The sequence below is a fragment of the Shimia sp. genome (genome assembly GCF_022448905.1).
In the GTDB taxonomy this organism is placed as follows: Bacteria; Pseudomonadota; Alphaproteobacteria; order Rhodobacterales; family Rhodobacteraceae; genus Shimia.
The window spans coordinates 84,108-100,787 of the sequence record NZ_JAKVCW010000007.1 but is presented as its reverse complement, the minus strand read 5'-3'; the positions used below and the strand labels follow the sequence as shown (position 1 = coordinate 100,787).

Annotated in this window: 16 protein-coding genes; 8 read left to right on the top strand and 8 right to left on the bottom strand. The window is 59.9% G+C overall.

The genetic code is table 11. The annotated features are described in order from the left end of the window. The first annotated feature begins 3 nt into the window (after positions 1-3). A complete protein-coding gene (locus MK208_RS10235) occupies positions 4-690 on the top strand; it encodes a rhomboid family intramembrane serine protease (RefSeq protein ID WP_294116378.1) in 687 nt (228 codons plus the stop codon). Positions 691-699: 9 nt separating this feature from the next. Here the strand turns inward: MK208_RS10235 and MK208_RS10230 are convergent, their stop codons facing one another. The 4 genes from MK208_RS10230 to MK208_RS10215 all read right to left on the bottom strand — a co-directional run bounded on the left by MK208_RS10230 (position 700) and on the right by MK208_RS10215 (position 6,827). Then, the gene (locus MK208_RS10230) at positions 700-1,248 is read right to left on the bottom strand and encodes an HdeD family acid-resistance protein (RefSeq protein ID WP_294116377.1); all 549 of its coding nucleotides are present in this window, start codon (positions 1,246-1,248) and stop codon (positions 700-702) included. A 95-nt stretch (positions 1,249-1,343) separates the two neighbouring features. After that, complete coding sequence (gene murJ, locus MK208_RS10225) at positions 1,344-2,885, bottom strand: murein biosynthesis integral membrane protein MurJ (protein WP_294116376.1); 1,542 nt, start codon at positions 2,883-2,885, stop codon at positions 1,344-1,346. After that, positions 2,882-5,674 (bottom strand): [protein-PII] uridylyltransferase, encoded by a 2,793-nt coding sequence (locus MK208_RS10220; RefSeq protein ID WP_294116546.1) that lies wholly within the window; start codon positions 5,672-5,674, stop codon positions 2,882-2,884. Before MK208_RS10220 ends, murJ begins: the two co-directional genes overlap by 4 nt. Beyond that, entirely contained in the window at positions 5,655-6,827 is a 1,173-nt protein-coding gene (locus tag MK208_RS10215; protein WP_294116375.1) for a penicillin-binding protein activator, read from the bottom strand. Before MK208_RS10215 ends, MK208_RS10220 begins: the two co-directional genes overlap by 20 nt. A gap of 93 nt (positions 6,828-6,920) precedes the next feature. Here MK208_RS10215 and rsmI point away from each other — a divergent pair, with 93 nt between their 5' ends. The 3 genes from rsmI (at position 6,921) to gshB (ending at position 9,188) form a co-directional block, all read left to right on the top strand. Continuing rightward, entirely contained in the window at positions 6,921-7,781 is an 861-nt protein-coding gene (rsmI, locus tag MK208_RS10210) for a 16S rRNA (cytidine(1402)-2'-O)-methyltransferase (protein ID WP_294116374.1), read from the top strand. Positions 7,782-7,809: 28 nt separating this feature from the next. Next, entirely contained in the window at positions 7,810-8,181 is a 372-nt protein-coding gene (locus tag MK208_RS10205) for a YraN family protein (RefSeq protein ID WP_294116373.1), read from the top strand. A gap of 71 nt (positions 8,182-8,252) precedes the next feature. After that, on the top strand, positions 8,253-9,188 hold the full coding sequence (gene gshB / locus MK208_RS10200; RefSeq protein ID WP_294116372.1) for a glutathione synthase: 936 nt from the start codon (positions 8,253-8,255) through the stop codon (positions 9,186-9,188). On the opposite strand, the gene MK208_RS10195 is transcribed toward gshB, so the two are convergent. The 4 genes from MK208_RS10195 to cobU form a co-directional block, all read right to left on the bottom strand. Next, positions 9,185-10,699, bottom strand: a complete 1,515-nt coding sequence (locus tag MK208_RS10195) for a YifB family Mg chelatase-like AAA ATPase (RefSeq protein ID WP_294116371.1) — start codon at positions 10,697-10,699, stop codon at positions 9,185-9,187. The two genes, gshB and MK208_RS10195, sit on opposite strands and share 4 nt — an antisense overlap. Before the next feature lie 79 nt (positions 10,700-10,778). Next, complete coding sequence (locus tag MK208_RS10190) at positions 10,779-11,645, bottom strand: glutathione S-transferase (protein ID WP_294116370.1); 867 nt, start codon at positions 11,643-11,645, stop codon at positions 10,779-10,781. 58 nt (positions 11,646-11,703) lie between these two features. Continuing rightward, positions 11,704-12,282 carry a histidine phosphatase family protein gene (locus MK208_RS10185; protein WP_294116369.1) on the bottom strand — a complete coding sequence of 193 codons (579 nt, stop codon included), beginning with the start codon at positions 12,280-12,282 and terminating at the stop codon, positions 11,704-11,706. After that, positions 12,279-12,800 carry a bifunctional adenosylcobinamide kinase/adenosylcobinamide-phosphate guanylyltransferase gene (cobU, locus tag MK208_RS10180; RefSeq protein WP_294116368.1) on the bottom strand — a complete coding sequence of 174 codons (522 nt, stop codon included), beginning with the start codon at positions 12,798-12,800 and terminating at the stop codon, positions 12,279-12,281. Before cobU ends, MK208_RS10185 begins: the two co-directional genes overlap by 4 nt. Before the next feature lie 122 nt (positions 12,801-12,922). On the opposite strand from cobU, the gene MK208_RS10175 reads away from it, so the two are divergent. The 4 genes from MK208_RS10175 (at position 12,923) to MK208_RS10160 (ending at position 16,548) form a co-directional block, all read left to right on the top strand. Then, positions 12,923-13,714, top strand: coding sequence for a ChaN family lipoprotein (locus MK208_RS10175; protein ID WP_294116367.1), 792 nt, complete (start codon positions 12,923-12,925; stop codon positions 13,712-13,714). A gap of 66 nt (positions 13,715-13,780) precedes the next feature. Next, complete coding sequence (gene coaBC, locus MK208_RS10170) at positions 13,781-14,977, top strand: bifunctional phosphopantothenoylcysteine decarboxylase/phosphopantothenate--cysteine ligase CoaBC (protein WP_294116366.1); 1,197 nt, start codon at positions 13,781-13,783, stop codon at positions 14,975-14,977. Positions 14,978-15,025: 48 nt separating this feature from the next. Continuing rightward, positions 15,026-15,493 carry a dUTP diphosphatase gene (gene dut / locus MK208_RS10165; protein ID WP_294116365.1) on the top strand — a complete coding sequence of 156 codons (468 nt, stop codon included), beginning with the start codon at positions 15,026-15,028 and terminating at the stop codon, positions 15,491-15,493. Continuing rightward, positions 15,493-16,548 (top strand): HesA/MoeB/ThiF family protein, encoded by a 1,056-nt coding sequence (locus tag MK208_RS10160; RefSeq protein ID WP_294116364.1) that lies wholly within the window; start codon positions 15,493-15,495, stop codon positions 16,546-16,548. Before dut ends, MK208_RS10160 begins: the two co-directional genes overlap by 1 nt. Positions 16,549-16,680 lie beyond the last annotated feature (132 nt).

Sequence of the window (16,680 nt, the reverse complement as noted above, 5' to 3'; positions counted from 1 at the left end):
GGCATGTCGCACCCAGATGATCAAAGCCCCGTGAACCCGTTGCCGCCGGTGGTGACGGCGTTGTTTTTGTTGCTGGTCGGTGTGGAAGCCACCTTGTGGTTTGGTGCCCAAGGCATTGTCGGAGGACCGGCATCGGTGGGTTGGCGGCTGGATGCCATTCAGCGCTACGCGTTTTCTCCGGACATTTTTGATTGGATGGTCTCCAACGGAGTGTATCCGGCAGAACATATGATCCGTTTTGTGAGCTATCTGTTTGTGCACTACAACTTCACCCATGCGCTGTTTGGCGGTGTGTTGCTATTAGCAATGGGCAAGATGGTCGGGGAGGTGTTCTCCGGTTGGGCAACCTTGGCGATCTTTGTGCTTTCCGGTGTCGTAGGTGCGCTGGGCTACGCGGTGATTTTAGACAGCCCGACGCCGCTATTGGGCAGCTACCCTGGTGTTTATGGGCTGATCGGGGCGTTTACGTTTTTGCTGTGGACCAGCCTCGGAGAGGTGGGCGCACCACAAGCTCGAGCGTTTTCGCTGATTGGCATGCTGGTGGCCATTCAGTTGGGCTTTAACCTGATTTTTGGAGGCAGTCCGGATTGGGTCGCCGATGTGATCGGCTTTGGCGCAGGGTTCTTGATGTCTTTTGCGCTGATCCCTGGAGGGTGGCAGCGGATCCGCGAAAAGATCCGCCGCCAGTGATATGACCGCTTAGGCGGCGTCTTCTTGAGGAGTCTCTTCGGCGTTGTTGGCGCTGCGCACGGCAAAGGCCAGTGCGATGGCGCTGATGCCGTTGGACAGAAGTTCGATGGCCAGCAACACACCCAGCAGAACAGCTGCGGATTGTGGGAAGTTGTTCAGCACCATCAGGCCCAGGATCACCGAGACCAGACCGGACAGCAGCAAGGCCCAGCGGGCGCTGCCTTCGAAGTTGGAAAAGCCAAACACGCCTTTGAACACGCCGGATACAAGGAACAGAATGCCTGCGGCGAAGGTCAGGGAAAGCAGGCCCTGAAGCGGTTGTGCGATGATGTGCACGCCGATGACCAAGGCGAGTACACCCAGGATCACACCGGCGATTTTTGCGCCAGTCGACGGCGCGCTAAAGGCGGCAAAGGTTTGAAATGCGCCCAGGAAAAGGAAGCTCCAGCCTGCAAAGACTGTGGCGGTTACCGAGGCGGCGAAAGGGTTGGCTAAGGCCAGAACACCCAAGACCACGGCCAAGATGCCGACGATCAACATTACGATCCAATTATTCATGTCTCACTCCCGAGATTAAAGAATGCCTAAGGTTAACGGCACATTAGGGGGCGGGAGCAACTGGTTTCTGAGTCTATTTGTCGGTTTGTGCCCGCTCAACCACGGCGGGCAGCAGCCCTCAATTCGCTGGGAACATAGGCGCCAATCAGGCGGCCGACGGCAAAATAAACAACCGCGCCGAGCGTGAGCAGGATCAGCAAAGCCACGTAGCGCCAGCCGGGAAGGCCGAACCACGGCACCAGAATGACCCAGGTCACCCAGAGCGCGCCGCCCATGGCGGCGGAGGCCAGACAGATGCGCCAAAGGCGTTTGCGCAGGCGGGTGTCAAACTTGGCCACTTGACCGTAGCCGCGCGCGCCAAAGCCGAGTTGAGCCACCATGATCCAGGCGGAGACGGTGGCGGCAATGGCAGGGGCCATCCATTGGATGTAGGGCGCCAACCCAAAGGCCAGCACGGCGTTCACCACCATGGCCCAGACGGCGTAGTGGAACGGGCGCTTGGTGTCTTCGCGGGCAAAAAACAGCGGTTGCAATAGCTTTTGCAGGACGAAAGCTGGCAGACCAAGCGCGTAAATCGCCAAAGCGACCGAGATGGCGGCGGTGTCATCAGAGCCGGTTGCGCCGCGTTCATAAAGCACGGAGACAATCGGCAGCGGGATGACGAGGAATGCCACGGCACAGGGGAGGGTCAGGAACATCGCAAACTCGCTGGCGCGCGAGAAGGCGTTTTGAGCCCCGACATCGTCGTTGGCTTTCAAGCGACGGGAGAGATCTGGGAGCAGAACAATGCCGATGGCGATGCCGATCACACCAAGGGGCAGTTGGTACAGGCGATCTGCGGCATAGAGCCAGCTCACGGCGCCTTCAGTGTTGGAGGCCACGATTTGCCCAACCACAAGGTTGATCTGCATTACGCCGGAGGCCAGCGCGGCGGGCACAGCGACGCGGACCATGCGGGCCATGTCGGGCGTCCATTTGGGCAGGCGCAGTTTGATGCGCAGGCCGGCTTTGCGGCTGGCAATCCAGACCAAAGCAAGCTGGGCCACGCCGGCGACGGGAATGGTCCAGATCAGCCAGGTGATGACAGGGCCACCCGACAGATGCCCGAGGATCAGGGCAGGGATGATCAGAATGTTGAGCAGCACCGGGGCTGCTGCGGCGGCGGCAAAGCGGCCGGTGGCATTGAGCACGCCGGAGAACAACGCGCCCAAGGACATGAAAAAGATGTAGGGGAAGACGATGCGGCCATAGCCCACCGTCAGGTCAAACCGCGCGTCTCCGGCAAAGCCTTCCGCCGTAAGCCAGACCAGCGCGGGCATGAAGATCATGCCGAGAGCGGTGAGGGTCATCACTGCGGCAAACAGCAGGCTCAGGGCCTCGCTAGCAAAATGTTCCGCGTCTTCTTCGCCCTCCAGCTTTTTGGAAAACATCGGCACAAAGGCGGCGTTGAACGCGCCTTCGGCAAAGAAGCGGCGGAACATGTTGGGCAGGCGAAAGGCCGCCACAAAGGCGTCCAGTAGAGGGCCAGGGCCGATGTAGTTCAGAATCAAGATCTCTCGGACAAAGCCCAGCACACGGCTCAGCAGAGTCCAGAAGCCCACGGTCAGAAAGCCGCGCATCAGGCGGATGGGCTTCATGCGTTGGCCCTTTCAGCGCCTTGCTGGATGGCTTCGCGCAGTTTCTTCTCCAGCGCCTTTTGTTTGCCTTCGGCGTGGAACTTCAGGCCAAACATGTCTTTGACGTAAAAGGTGTCGACCACCTGCTCGCCAAAAGTCGCAATCACGGCGGAGGCGATGTAGACGTTGCTGTTGGCCAAGGTTCGGGTGAGGTCAAACAGCAGGCCTGCGCGATCGCGGGTGTCCACTTCAATGATGGTGTAGATTTCTGAGCCTTCGTTATCAAACAGGATCGTGGTCGGCACCTTAAAGGCCCGTTCGCGCTTTTTGATCACGTCGCGGGATTTGATGGCCTCGGTGGTGACAACCTCACCAGCCAGGGTGCGCTCAATCATCTTTCGAAGGCGCGGCAGTCGGGCGGCCTCATACGGCTTGTCTTCCGCATCCTGAATCCAGAAGGCGGCGGTGGCGTAGCCGTCTTTGGAGGTGAAGGTGCGGGCGTCGACGATGTTGGCGCCCACCAGAGCCAATGCGCCACACATGCGCGAGAAGATGCCGGGGTGGTCCGCCATAGCAAAGCAGACGCGGGTGGCGTCGCGGTCATCGTCCGGGTGCAGGTCGATGCGGACTTCGTTGTCCGGAATGTCGCGCAGCAGGTCCGCAAACACTTTGTGGGCGGTGATGTGCAGGCCCTGCCAATACGGCTCATAGTGGCGGGCGGTCTCTTTCTTGAGGTCTTTGCTGGGCCAGTCGGACAGTTCTTCGCGCAGGAGTTTCTTGGCCTTGGTGCCGCGGTTTTCGCGGGTGATGGCCTCCATGCCATCCTCCAGCACCAGTTTGGTTTGACCATGCAGGGCGCGGATCAAAACAGCTTTCCAGTTGTTCCAGGTAGCCGGGCCAACGCCGCGGATGTCACACACGGTCAGGATGGTCAGCAGGTTGAGGCGATCCACCGTTTTCACAGCTTTGGCAAAGTCGCGCACGGTGCGCGGGTCAGCGATATCGCGCTTCTGCGCGGTGTCTGACATCAGCAGGTGATAGCGCACCAGCCATTCCACGGTTTCACTGTCGGCTTTGTTGAGGCCCAGGTTCGGCGCGACCTTGCGGGCGATTTGCGCGCCGAGCACAGAGTGGTCGATGTCGCGGCCTTTGCCGATGTCGTGCAGCAGCATGGCGACCATGAGCACTTTGCGGTTGATGCCGCCGGAGGCGAGGATTTCGGAACTGAGCGGCAACTCGTCCTCAAGGTCTTTGCGTTCGATGTCCATGAAGTTGGAGATCACCTGAATGGTGTGTTCGTCCACCGTATAGGAGTGATACATGTTGAACTGCATCATCGCGACGATAGGCTCAAACTCCGGAATGAAGGCTGAGAGCACGCCCAGTTCGTTCATGCGGCGCAGGGCGCGTTCGGGGTTGCCGTGTTTCAGTAGTAAGTCGAGGAACAGGCGGCGCGCCTCTTTGTTGGCGCGGAAGTCGTCGTCGATCAGGTGCAGATTGGCCGTCACCAGCCGCATGGCGTCCGGGTGGATCAACATGCCGGTACGCAGGCCCTCTTCGAACAGGCGCAGCAGGTTGAGCGGATCGTCGAGGAAGGTCTTTTCATCCGCCACATCCAGACGGTTGTGCACCATTTTGTAGCCGGGCTTCATGCGTGGGCGGCGGCGGAAGATGCGCTCTAGCAGCGGTTCGGCTTTGGCGTGATTAGCTTCCAGCTTGGTCAGCAGGATGCGGGTCAAGTCGCCAACAGCGGTGGCTTGGCGGAAGAACTCTTGCATGAAGTGTTCCACCGCGCGGCGGCCACCTTTGTCGGTGTAGCCCATCTGATCGGCGATCTCGACTTGCACGTCGAAGGTCAACTGCTCCATGGGGCGACCGGCCGTCAAGTGCAGGTGACCACGCACCGCCCAGAGGAAGTTTTCCGCCGCGATGAAGCGCTCAAGCTCTTCCTGAAGCAGCACGTCTTTCTCAACAAGTTCAGAGACATCAGAGACGTGGTAGACGTATTTGGCGATCCAGAAGAGCGATTGAAGGTCGCGCAGGCCACCTTTGCCCTCTTTGACATTGGGCTCCACCACGTAGCGCTGGCCCTGCTTTTTGTGGCGCTCGTCGCGTTCGTTGAGCTTGGCTTCGATGAATTCCTGTTCGGTGCCTTTGAAGAGTTCCTCTTCAAGGCGGGTGTTGAGCTCTTCGTCAAGCGGCTCATGGCCGCGCAGGAAGCGGTTTTCTAGCAAGGCCGTGCGGATGGTGAAGTCTTCGCGTCCCAAACGCAGGCAGTCCTTCACGGTACGAGAACTGTGGCCAACTTTGAGACGCAGGTCCCAGAGCAGGTAGAGCATGGATTCGATCACGCTCTCCGCCCATGGGGTGACTTTGTAGGGCGTCAAAAACAGCAGATCTACGTCGGATTGCGGCGCCATTTCCCCACGGCCATAGCCGCCGACGGCAAAGAGGGCGAGGCGCTCGGCTTCGGTGGGGGTGTGCAGTGGGTAGAATCGGACGGTGGCGACGTAGAAGGCGCAGCTGACGAGGCAATCGGTGAGCCAGGTATAGGAGCGCGTCATGGCGCGGGCGGCGCGCGGTTGGTCGCGGAACGCCGTTGCAATTTTAGCCATGGCCGCTTTGCGGCGGGCCATGAGAAGAGGCACGATTTCTTTGCGCAGGTCGCTTTCCTTGCCGTCCTGTTTCAGGATTTCGGCAAGTTCCGCGGCCACTTCGGCGCAATTGAAAATCTCGTCAGCTGAGCAGATCAGCCCCGCGCTGGGCGGGGCTGGAAAGATGTCGCTGGCCTTAGCTGCCAGCGCCTCCAAATCGGGTTGGGGCAGGGTCAATGATTACCACCTTCTTGTCGCGGATTGTGGCCACGGCCAGCCCGCGTTCGTTTGTGCCGTCGGTGCGCAGGCGGAAGATGCCGTTCACACCCTGAAAGCCTGCGCCTTGTGTCAATGCGCCTGTTGTCAGTGCATCAGATTTGCCTTGTTTGACCAGCGCGCCGATTGCCGCAATGCCATCATAGGCCAGACCACCAATAGAGTGGGGCAGACCGCCGTACGCCTGCGCGTAGCGGGTTTGGAATTGGTTGGTCAGGGTTGGGTCTGGCATCGCATACCAACCACCCTGTACGCCGGGCAGTTCCAGCGTTTGCGCCGGGATGTCCCAACGGGTCAGGCCCATGTACTGGATGGTGGCCGGGCTGAGGCCTGCTTCTGGCAGAAGCTGGGTCAGCAGGGGCAGGGCGCCGGAGGTGTTGGCGGTGAGGAACAATGTGTCAGCGCCGTTTTGCTCTGCGTTCAGCTTGATCTGGCTGACAGCGGCAATCACGCCTTCTTGCGAAAACTCATAGCCTACTGCGCCCGCGTTGTTTGCGCCATTGCGGGTGATGGCGTTGGCGATGGCGGTGTTGCCCAGCAGACCAGCGGAGTTGTTGGCATGCACCGTCATGATGTTGCCTTTGCCTTGACCTTTGGCGAAACCCACCAGCCGGTCGGCGGTGTTGTCAAAGGTTGGGCCAAGCACAAACAGGTTGCCGCCTGCGATGGTGGTGTTGTTGGAGAAGGACAGCACGTTCACATTGCGCGCGGCCACTGCCGTGGCCGCGACGTTGGCAGCTTCGCCAAACACCGGTCCCAGAATGATTTTGGCGCCTTCATTCACCGCTTGTACGGCGACGGCTTGGGCGGTGTTGGGATCGCCTGCCGTGGCGTAGACACGCAGATCAATTTTCACGTCACCCAGATCTGCGATTGCCAGTTTGGCTGCGTTCTCAAGGCTTTGTGCCAGCAGTGCGTCGCCAGAGTTGCTCGAGCCTTTTGGCACCAGAAGCGCCACAGGCACGGGGGCGGAGGCGTCGATTTTTGGACCGGAGCTTCCACCGGTTTCGTCACAAGAGGCCAGTGCCAGCGCGGCAAGCCCTGCGACCGCCCCTTTCACAAAGCGTTGGGCGGGTTTAAGAAAAGACAACATAGGTAAGCTCCACTCCCGTTGGGGTCACGCCCGTGATTGAGGTCCGGCCGCGTTGCTGCCGAATAATAAACGAGTGAAAAGGCGGGTCCAGCTATGAATCACCAGACCGTGAAATTGCAGCCCGGTTTGTACTTTGTCGCCACACCTATAGGCAGTGCGCGCGACATCACTTTGCGGGCTTTGGACATTTTGGCCAGCGCCGATGTGATTGCGGCGGAAGACACGCGGTCGATGAAGAAACTCCTTGAAATACATGGGGTGCCGCTCAATGGGCGGCCTGTGTTGGCCTATCACGATCACTCTGGTGAAGGGGCGCGTGGCAAGCTTTTGGGGTATCTTGAGGCCGGGAAAACGGTGGCTTACGCGTCAGAAGCCGGTACGCCATTGATTGCCGATCCGGGCTATCACCTGTCAGTTACTGCGGCGGAAGCTGGCCATCTGGTGACCAGTGCACCGGGGCCAAGCGCGATCATCACGGCCCTGTCGCTCGCTGGCCTGCCGACGGATTCGTTTTTCTTTGCAGGGTTTCTGCCAAACGCCAAAAAGGCACGGCAGACAGCCTTGGAGGCGGTACGGGAGGTGCCGGGCACGCTTGTGTTTTACGAATCGCCCAAACGGGTGGCGACTATGGTGGCAGACGCCGCCGAGGTGCTGGGTGGCGGGCGTAAGGCGGCTGTGGCGCGCGAATTGACCAAGAAGTTTGAGGAAGTGCTGCGCGGATCGCTGGACGAATTGGCAGCAGATTTGCCGGAGCGCACGATCAAGGGCGAGATTGTCGTGTTGATCGACCGGCAACGCGGAGAGGCGGCCAGCGAGGACGACATCGAAGGGGCGCTGAAAGAGGCGCTGGAGACCTTGTCAGTGCGGGATGCGTCAGACGCGATTGCCAAAGCCTATAGCATCAACCGGCGCAAAGTGTACCAATTGGCTCTGAAGTTGCAGAAGGCGGGGTAGCTCGCCGGAGATTGAGCAAAGGTCTGGTATGAGTGACACGCGCAGGGAAGACACCGGGCGCAGCAATTATTTGGCGGGGCAGGCCGCCGAGGACGCGGTTTTGCGCCATTATGTGTCGCTGGGCCTGACGCTGGCACAGGCGCGGTGGCGTGGCAAGGCGGGCGAAGTGGACCTGATCCTGCGGGACGGCGATGACCTGGTGTTTGTCGAAGTCAAACACAGCCGCAGCTTTGACAGCGCGGCGGCGCGGTTGTTGCCTAAACAAGTTGAGCGGTTGATGCGCGCGGCGGAGGAATTTGCAGGTGGGCAACCCAAAGGTTTGCTGACCGAGATGCGGTTTGATGTGGCTTTGGTGAACGGCCAAGGTGAGGTTCACATCCTTGAGAATGCGCTTTGGTAAGATCATGCGCCCCATTGCAAGCGGGGGTGGCATGGGCCATGTAAGTGTGGACTTATTATCAGGGTGCGCACATGAAAATCGCCTTTCAAATGGATCCGATCACCTCGGTCGACATCAATGCTGACAGCTCTTTCCGCATCGCCGAAGAGGCGCAGGCGCGGGGGCATGAGCTGTTTTACTACTCGCCGGATCACCTAGCTTACGAAGAAGGTGAGATCACTGCGCGGGGCCATTCCATGGTGCTGCGGCGCGAGCAGGGCAACCATGTGGATCTTGGGCCATTTGAACGGGTGAACCTGAAAGACTTCGATGTGGTTTGGCTGCGCCAGGACCCGCCGTTTGACATGCATTACATCACCAGCACGCATTTGCTGGATCGGCTGGCGCCGGACACGCTGGTGGTGAATGATCCGTTCTGGGTGCGGAACTATCCGGAGAAGCTGCTGGTGCTGGATTTCCCGGATCTGACACCGCCGACCACGATTGCGCGGGATCTGGAAACCATCAAAGAATTCAAAGCCAAGCACGGCGATGTGATCTTGAAGCCTTTGTACGGCAACGGTGGCGCCGGTGTGTTCCGACTGGATGCCAATGATCGGAACCTGACCTCGCTGCATGAGCTGTTTACTGGGTTTAGCCGCGAACCGCTGATTGTGCAGAAATTCCTGCCGGATGTGAGCAACGGCGACAAGCGGGTGATCCTTGTGAATGGGGAGCCTGTGGGCGCAATCAACCGTGTGCCTGCGGCCGGGGAGACGCGGTCGAACATGCACGTGGGTGGACGTCCAGAGAAGATTGGGCTGACCGAGCGGGACTTGGAAATCTGTGCCGCGATTGGGCCGCTGCTGCGGGAGAAGGGGCAGATTTTTGTCGGGATCGATGTGATCGGCGACTACCTGACAGAGATCAACGTGACCTCGCCCACGGGTATTCAAGAGCTGGAGCGGTTTGACGGGGTGAATATCGCCGAGAAGATCTGGGAAGCGATTGAAGGCAAGCTGGCCTAAATCTCTTGGCTGGTGGTGAGGCGGAAGCTGATGGCTTCTGCCAGATGGGGGCGGCGGATTTGTTCGGCATCCTCAAGGTCCGCAATGGTGCGGGCCACGCGCAAGACTCGGTGATAGCCACGCGCGGTGAGGCCAAAGCGTTCGGCCACTTGTGACAGCAGCGCGCGGCCTTCGGCGTCTGGCGTGGCGATCTCTTCCAAAGCTTGGCCATGGGCGTCGGCGTTTACGCGGATACCGTCGTGGCCCGTGAACCTCTCCGTTTGAATGGCACGTGCGCTGGCGACGCGCTGAGCCACCTTCTCCGATGTGTCGCCATCGTTGGGCAGGTCGAGGTCGCGGAAGGCGACCGGGGGCACTTCGATGCGCAAATCCAGACGGTCCATGAGGGGGCCGGACAAGCGTCCAAGATACTCCAGACCACAGTCCGGCACGCGGGCGCAGGCTTGGGCGGGGTCATACATGTGACCGCAGCGACAAGGTTTGGCGGCGGCGATCAGCATGAATTTGCAGGGGTAAGTGACGTGTGCGTTGGCGCGGGCGATCATGACCTGACCGGTTTCAATGGGCTGGCGCAGGGTTTCGAGTACGGGGCGGGAGAACTCCGGCATCTCATCCATGAACAGCACGCCATTATGGGCGAGGGAGATTTCACCGGGTTGGGCGCGTCGTCCGCCGCCTACGATGGCTGCCATCGACGCAGAATGATGCGGTTCGCGAAAGGGACGGGTGCGGGAAATGCCGCCTTGCTCCAATATGCCCGCCACCGAATGGATCATCGAGGTTTCAAGCGCTTCGGCAGGGCTCATCGGAGGCAGGATCGTAGGCAACCGTGCGGCCAGCATGGATTTTCCTGAGCCAGGGGAACCCACCATAAATAGATGATGTCTTCCGGCTGCGGCGATTTCCAAGGCGCGTTTGGCGCGTTCCTGGCCTTTCACGTCACGCAGGTCGAGGGTGCTGCTTTCGCCCCGAACTTCGCCGGGTTGTGATGGCGCGAGCGGCGATTGGCCTGTGTAGTGTCGGACCACATCCGCCAAAGAGGCCGCGCCAATCACTTGCGTGGCGGCAACCCAAGCGGCTTCGGGGCTGCTGACCGCGGGGCAGAGCAACATGCGGTCCTCTTCAGCGGCGCTCATGGCGGCGGGCAGCGCGCCGGTGATGCCAACCAATGAGCCGTCGAGCGACAGTTCGCCAAGGCTGACGGTGCTTTCAGAGGCGTCTTCGGGGATGATGCCGAGCGCGGCCAGCAGGGCGACTGCGATGGGCAGGTCAAAATGGCTGCCTTCCTTAGGCAGATCAGCCGGGGAGAGGTTGATGGTGATGCGTTTGGACGGCAGGGCGATGGCCATGGCGGCAAGCGCGGCGCGGATACGGTCGCGGGCCTCAGAGACAGCTTTGTCTGGCAGACCAACGATTGAGAAAGCAGGCAAACCGGGCGCAAGGGCGCATTGCACCTCCACTTGATGCGCCTCAACCCCTTCAAAAGCCACGGTATAAGCCCGAGCAACCACGGCACAACCCTCGCCACACAACAGATTAACAAACGTTAACTATTTGTAGCGAGGGTTGGTTAGCGAATGGTTAATGCGCCTATTGCAGCGCCATGAAGGCAGGCCAGGCTTCCGGATCGGCTACGGTTTTGTCGCGGCAGAAGGCGTTGCACAGGCCAAAGGTGCGTCCGTTGAGCTCCATCAGATGCGTGGAGGGCTTGCCGGAGTAGGGGCAATTGGCGTTCTCCGGCGTGCCGTTGTCCACGGCCTTTGCTGCGAGAGGCTTTGGGCCGGGCCAAGCGCGGGTTGGGTAGTCTTTGGCGTACCATGGCAGGGTCGCGCCACGGGCAAATCCCATGGCGCGCCAGCGGCGGAACGCCGGGTCGGCCAGGTGGGTGTCGACATAGGCTTGGGCGACCTCGCCCACAGGTAGGTTGTAGCCGGCAATGCGGGCCGCGACCGGGGCGTAGAACGCATCGGCGACGCTGTAGGTGCTACAAAGCCACGGGCCGTCCGCGCCGTAGTTTGTGCGGGCGTGTTCCCAAATGGTTTCAAGGCGTTGGACGTCCTTGATAAGGTCTTCAGATGGGCTGCTGTCTTCATAGGACAGGCGCAGGTTCATCGGGCAGTCGTTGCGCAGAGTGAAAAAGCCGGAATGCATTTCGGCTGCCAGATTGCGCGCGGTAGCACGTGCGCCGGGATCACTGGGCCAAAGACCCGCATCCGGGTGGCGGGTGGCGAGCTCTTCAGCAATGGCAAGACTGTCAGAGAGGATCGCGCCTTCGGGTGTTTTTACCGCAGGAACCGTGCGCGCTGGCGCGATTTTGGTGAGTTGCTCTGCCACAGATTTGTCGGAGAAATCCACCAAAGTGGTTTTCCGGGCGATGCCGAATTTTTCAAACAGAAGCCAGCCGCGCAGCGACCAGGAGGAATAGGCGTAGTCGCCGATGTATAAATCGTAGGTCATGAGGTGAGGTTAGCACGACACGACTCATCACGAAATTAAAACATTTTGACGGAATCCATCATGGAATGTGATTGATTGGATTTGCTGTCCAGCCCGTGTCGTCAATTTTGATGGAGGTGACCGAGAGGTTGTCTATCCGGTGGGCAAAGGCCTCGTCCGCTGTGAGCCGCTCGGCGCGTTGGATTTGCGTGAGGATCACACCAAAGTGCACCACCACGATCAGTTTGGCACCACGATGCGCGTCAATCAAGCGGTCAATTGCGCCATCCACACGGGAAGTGACCTCGTTCCAGCTTTCCCCATTTGGCGGGCGCACGTCACCGGGGGTTTCCCAATAGGCGCGGATGCGGTCTGGGTCAGCGGCCTCGATTTCGGCGAAGGTTTTGAGTTCCCAGTCGCCAAAGTGGATTTCGCGCAAGGCAGCATCGTGTGCCAAGCGGCGACGATCGCGTTGGATGGCGTCTGCGGTGGCGACACAGCGTTGCAGATCGGAGCTGATCACAATGCCGTCAGAGGGGAGGTGGTTCGCGAGCCGGGCGACTTGGGCTGTGTCAGACAGGTCGGCGGGCAGATCAGACCAGCCTACCATGGTTTTGGCATGGGTCGGGCCATGGCGCACAAGGTGCAGCTCGGTCATGGCAGATCTCCTTTTAGCACCATCGGCAACCCGGCCACCACGAGCACGGCCAGATCGGCCTGTTGCGCGATGGCTTGGTTGAGGGCGCCTTGCGCGTCTCGGAAGCGGCGGGCGAGGGCGTTTTCCGGCACCACGTCGAGGCCAACTTCGTTTGAGACCACCACCACATGGGCGGAGCAGGCCTGCAATGCGTCGAGCAATTCGGCTTGTGCCGTAGCGAGATCATTTTCTGCAAGCATTTGATTGGACAGCCACATTGTGGCGCAGTCCAAAAGGACAATTGTGCCTTCGGGCAGGTCGCGCAGAGTTTCGGCAGTATCCAACGGGGCTTCGATTGTGCGCCAGTTCGGGCCGCGTTGTTCCAGATGTTTCTGCACTTTTTGGCGCATTTCATCGTCAAAGGCTTGCGCTGTGGCGATGTAGATGCGTTGCTGCGGGGACGCCATGACCAAACCTTCGGCGAAGGCCGATTTTCCCGAGGCCGCGCCTCCCAAAATCAGGCTCAGTTTTGGCAACATGTAAGTATCCTCAGTGGGTTGTTCGGCACCCTGCGCCAATCATTGTGCCGGAGCAAGCGTGAAAGCAGGATGCGACAGGCGGCGGGCTTGCATCTTGTGATGAGGCGGGGTTTTGTGACGCCATGAAACAGATACTTGCCTCTCTCTCCTTTGTCGTGATCGCGGGCGTCAGCCATGCTCAAGCGGTATCCTATGATCTTTTCCGCGATGCGGATGTTGTGTTCCTCGGAGAGGTTCACGACAATCCGGCGCATCACGATAACCAAGCGCAGGCTGTGTTGGCAATCGCACCCAAGGCGGTGGTGTTTGAAATGCTGGTACCGGAGCAGGCGGCAAAAGTGACTTCGGATTTGCTAGATGATGCGCAGGCTTTGGAAGCTACGTTGGGCTGGAATGACAGTGGCTGGCCAGATTTTGCCATGTATTATCCAGTGTTTGCCGCGCTGGGTGATGCAAAGATCTATGGCGCGCAGGTGCCGAGTGAGGCGGCACGGATGGCGTTTGAGGGAGGGGACATGTCGGCGCTTCTGGAAGGTGCAGGAGGCAAGTTTGGGTTGACCCTGCCATTGCCTCAAGCTCAGCAAGACGCGCGCGAGGCACTGCAATTTTCAGCGCATTGTGACGCGCTGCCCGAAGAAATGTTGCCCGGCATGGTCATGGCGCAGCGGTTGCGCGATGCGCGGTTGGCGCAGGAGGTGACCGAAGCCTTGGATGCGACAGGTGGGCCGGTGGCTGTGATCACCGGCAATGGCCATGCGCGCACCGATTGGGGCGCACCGGTGTTGTTGCCAAAGGAGATTGCCTCCATGTCCTTTGGCCAGCTTGAGGCTGAGCCGGAGAGTGAACCGCCTTATGATCTCTGGATTGTGACGGAGGCGGCCGAGCGGGACGATCCTTGCGCGGCGTTCAAATAAGCAAGCTTGCCCCTTTGGCTCATGCGGCCTAGGTTTGGGCACCTTAGCGTGAAAGAGGTCTGCTAAATGCTGACAGACAAACGAATTCTCCTGATTATTGCCGGTGGAATCGCGGCCTATAAGTCCATGGAGCTGATCCGAAGGTTGCGGGAGCGAGGGGCGTGGGTGACGCCGGTGCTGACCCGTGCAGCGGAGGAGTTTGTGACGCCTTTGTCCGTGTCGTCCTTGGCGGGGGAAAAGGTCTATCGCGATCTGTTTGATCTGACCGATGAAGCGGAGATGGGGCACATCCAATTGTCGCGCTCGGCGGATTTGATCGTGGTGGCGCCGGGCACAGCGGATTTGATGGCGAAGATGGCCAACGGCATGGCGAATGACATGGCCTCAACGCTGCTGTTGGCGACAGATACGCCCGTGCTGGTCGCGCCGGCGATGAATGTGCGGATGTGGGATCATCCGGCAACGCAGCGCAATTTGGTGCAATTGAAGGCGGATGGGGTGAGCTTCGTTGGCCCAAATGAAGGCGACATGGCCTGCGGCGAGTTTGGGCCGGGTCGGATGTCTGAACCCATGGAAATTGTTGATGCGATTCAACGCGCTCTGTCCGAAAGTCCGCTGCAGGGGCGGCGGGTCTTGGTGACCTCGGGCCCGACACAAGAGCCGATTGACCCGGTGCGCTATATCGCGAACCGCTCGTCGGGGGCGCAGGGCACTGCGGTTGCCAATGCACTTGTAAAACTCGGCGCGGAGGTGGTGTTTGTCACCGGACCTGCGGATGCGGCGCGGCCCACGGGTGCGCAGGTTGTTGAAGTACGGACGGCGGCGGAAATGCTGGGCGCCGTGCAGGAGGCTTTGCCGGTGGATGCGGCGATCTTCTGTGCCGCGGTGGCCGACTGGCGGGTGGCAAGTGCCTCTGACAGCAAGATAAAAAAGACCAAGGGCGGATTGCCAACCTTGGAGTTTGCCGAGAACCCCGACATCTTGGCGACCGTAAGCCAGATGGGGGAAGGGCGTCCGGGGCTGGTGGTTGGCTTTGCCGCCGAAACCGACGATGTGATCGAAAATGCCACTGCGAAACGTATCCGGAAGGGATGTGACTGGATTGTTGCCAATGACGTGAGCCCGGCAACCGGGATCATGGGGGGCAGTGAAAATGCGGTTACGTTGATTTCGGACGCGGGATCAGAGGCTTGGCCACGCATGGGCAAACGTGAAGTGGCGGAGAAATTGGCCGCGAAGATCGCGGAAACGCTGGAGAAGTGACGCGCTGACGCGCGGCCTCCGGCGGGGATATTTGAGGAATAAGAAGACATGACGGCGGTGCCAATTAAGTTGAAGTGGCTGGGGGATGCGGACAGGGACGTAGCCTTGCCGTCCTATGAAACGGTGGGCGCGGCAGGGGCGGACGTACGGGCAAATTTCCCGCCAGATCAACGGGAGGGCGTGACTTTGGAGCCTGGCGCGCGGGTGTTGGTGCCAACCGGACTGTCTCTTGAAATTCCGCAAGGCTATGAAGTGCAGATGCGCCCGCGCTCGGGCCTGGCGCTGAAGCATGGGATCACCTTGCCCAACAGCCCAGGCACCATTGACAGCGACTACCGGGGGCCGCTTGGCGTGATCGTGCTGAATGCCGGGCAGGAAGCGTTCGAGATCAGCCATGGCATGCGCATCGCACAGATGGTTGTTGCACCAGCTTTTCAAGCAGAATTTTCATTAGATCAAGAGCTTAGCAAAACCAGCCGTGGCTCCGGCGGGTTTGGTTCTACCGGAGTAGCCTGATGCTGTTGGTGCTGTTCATGGCGGCAGGCCTTTGGGGCATTGGTATGGCCATGGGCGCGCCAAAATCGGCGCGGTGGACCATGATCGGGCTGTTATACTTAGCTGTTGTTGGCGTGCAGGCGGTGTTTCCACCGGAGCATCAGTTGGTGATCGCGACCGGTGGCAGTCTGGCGATGTGGTTGATGATTGGCGGGGCGGTTGCGGTGGTCTTGGCTTACTCAAGCATGTTGCAAAAACTGCGCCAAAAAGCGGACGCGAAAGCCGAAGATGCGGCGCAGGAAAACGCGGCGCAGGAGCTGTTTTCCGAGACCGAATTGAACCGCTATGCGCGCCATATCGTGCTGCGTGAACTTGGCGGATTGGGGCAGAAAAAGCTTAAAGATGCCAAGGTGTTGGTGGTTGGGGCTGGTGGGCTTGGATCGCCTGTTTTGCTCTATTTGGCGGCGGCGGGCGTTGGACGTATTGGGGTGGTGGATGACGATGTGGTCGACAACTCCAATTTGCAGCGCCAGGTGATCCACAAAGATGAGGCGATTGGCACGCCGAAGGTGCTCTCGGCGGCGGAAGCGATGACGGCGCAGAACCCGTTTGTGACGGTGGTGCCATACCCCCGTCGATTGACCGAGGAGGATGCGGCGGAGATCATTGGCGCATATGATCTGGTGCTGGATGGCACAGACAATTTTGACACGCGCTATTTGGTGAATGAGGTCTGTGTCGCACAAGGCAAGCCGTTGATTTCCGGTGCTCTTTCGCAATGGGAAGGGCAGTTGAGTGTGTTTGACACAGCCAGTGGAACGCCTTGTTACCAGTGCATTTTCCCAGAAGCGCCCGGGCCGGGTATCGCGCCAAGCTGTTCTGAAGCGGGGGTGGTTGGGCCACTGCCAGGGGTTGTCGGCACGATGATGGCAGCGGAGGCTGTGAAGGTGATCACCGGGGCCGGGGCGGCGCTGCGTGGGGAGATGATGATCTATGACGCTCTGTGGGGGGAGACCCGCAAAATTGGGTTAAAACCGCGCTCGGATTGCCCGACGTGTGGCGCTAAAAACGGCTGATTTCCCCGTCGGTATTGCGTCGGTATCACGGCTGTTTTGCGACTGTGGCGATGGCTGCACATGACCGTCTAACCTGTGCAACAGTGCACGGATTGGTGAGGTGGATTGCACCTCCTTGGAGCGCTGCCTAGG

Excerpts from the sequence above, each read along its gene's own strand:
- MK208_RS10205 (WP_294116373.1), top strand. The coding sequence starts at position 7,810 with ATGAGTGACACGCGCAGGGAAGACACCGGGCGCAGCAATTATTTGGCG.
- MK208_RS10190 (WP_294116370.1), bottom strand. The coding sequence starts at position 11,645 with ATGACCTACGATTTATACATCGGCGACTACGCCTATTCCTCCTGGTCG.
- gshB (WP_294116372.1), top strand. The coding sequence starts at position 8,253 with ATGAAAATCGCCTTTCAAATGGATCCGATCACCTCGGTCGACATCAAT.
- MK208_RS10235 (WP_294116378.1), top strand. The coding sequence starts at position 4 with ATGTCGCACCCAGATGATCAAAGCCCCGTGAACCCGTTGCCGCCGGTG.
- MK208_RS10215 (WP_294116375.1), bottom strand. The coding sequence starts at position 6,827 with ATGTTGTCTTTTCTTAAACCCGCCCAACGCTTTGTGAAAGGGGCGGTC.
- MK208_RS10230 (WP_294116377.1), bottom strand. The coding sequence starts at position 1,248 with ATGAATAATTGGATCGTAATGTTGATCGTCGGCATCTTGGCCGTGGTC.
- murJ (WP_294116376.1), bottom strand. The coding sequence starts at position 2,885 with ATGAAGCCCATCCGCCTGATGCGCGGCTTTCTGACCGTGGGCTTCTGG.
- MK208_RS10175 (WP_294116367.1), top strand. The coding sequence starts at position 12,923 with ATGAAACAGATACTTGCCTCTCTCTCCTTTGTCGTGATCGCGGGCGTC.
- coaBC (WP_294116366.1), top strand. The coding sequence starts at position 13,781 with ATGCTGACAGACAAACGAATTCTCCTGATTATTGCCGGTGGAATCGCG.
- cobU (WP_294116368.1), bottom strand. The coding sequence starts at position 12,800 with ATGTTGCCAAAACTGAGCCTGATTTTGGGAGGCGCGGCCTCGGGAAAA.
- MK208_RS10185 (WP_294116369.1), bottom strand. The coding sequence starts at position 12,282 with ATGACCGAGCTGCACCTTGTGCGCCATGGCCCGACCCATGCCAAAACC.
- rsmI (WP_294116374.1), top strand. The coding sequence starts at position 6,921 with ATGAATCACCAGACCGTGAAATTGCAGCCCGGTTTGTACTTTGTCGCC.
- MK208_RS10160 (WP_294116364.1), top strand. The coding sequence starts at position 15,493 with ATGCTGTTGGTGCTGTTCATGGCGGCAGGCCTTTGGGGCATTGGTATG.
- dut (WP_294116365.1), top strand. The coding sequence starts at position 15,026 with ATGACGGCGGTGCCAATTAAGTTGAAGTGGCTGGGGGATGCGGACAGG.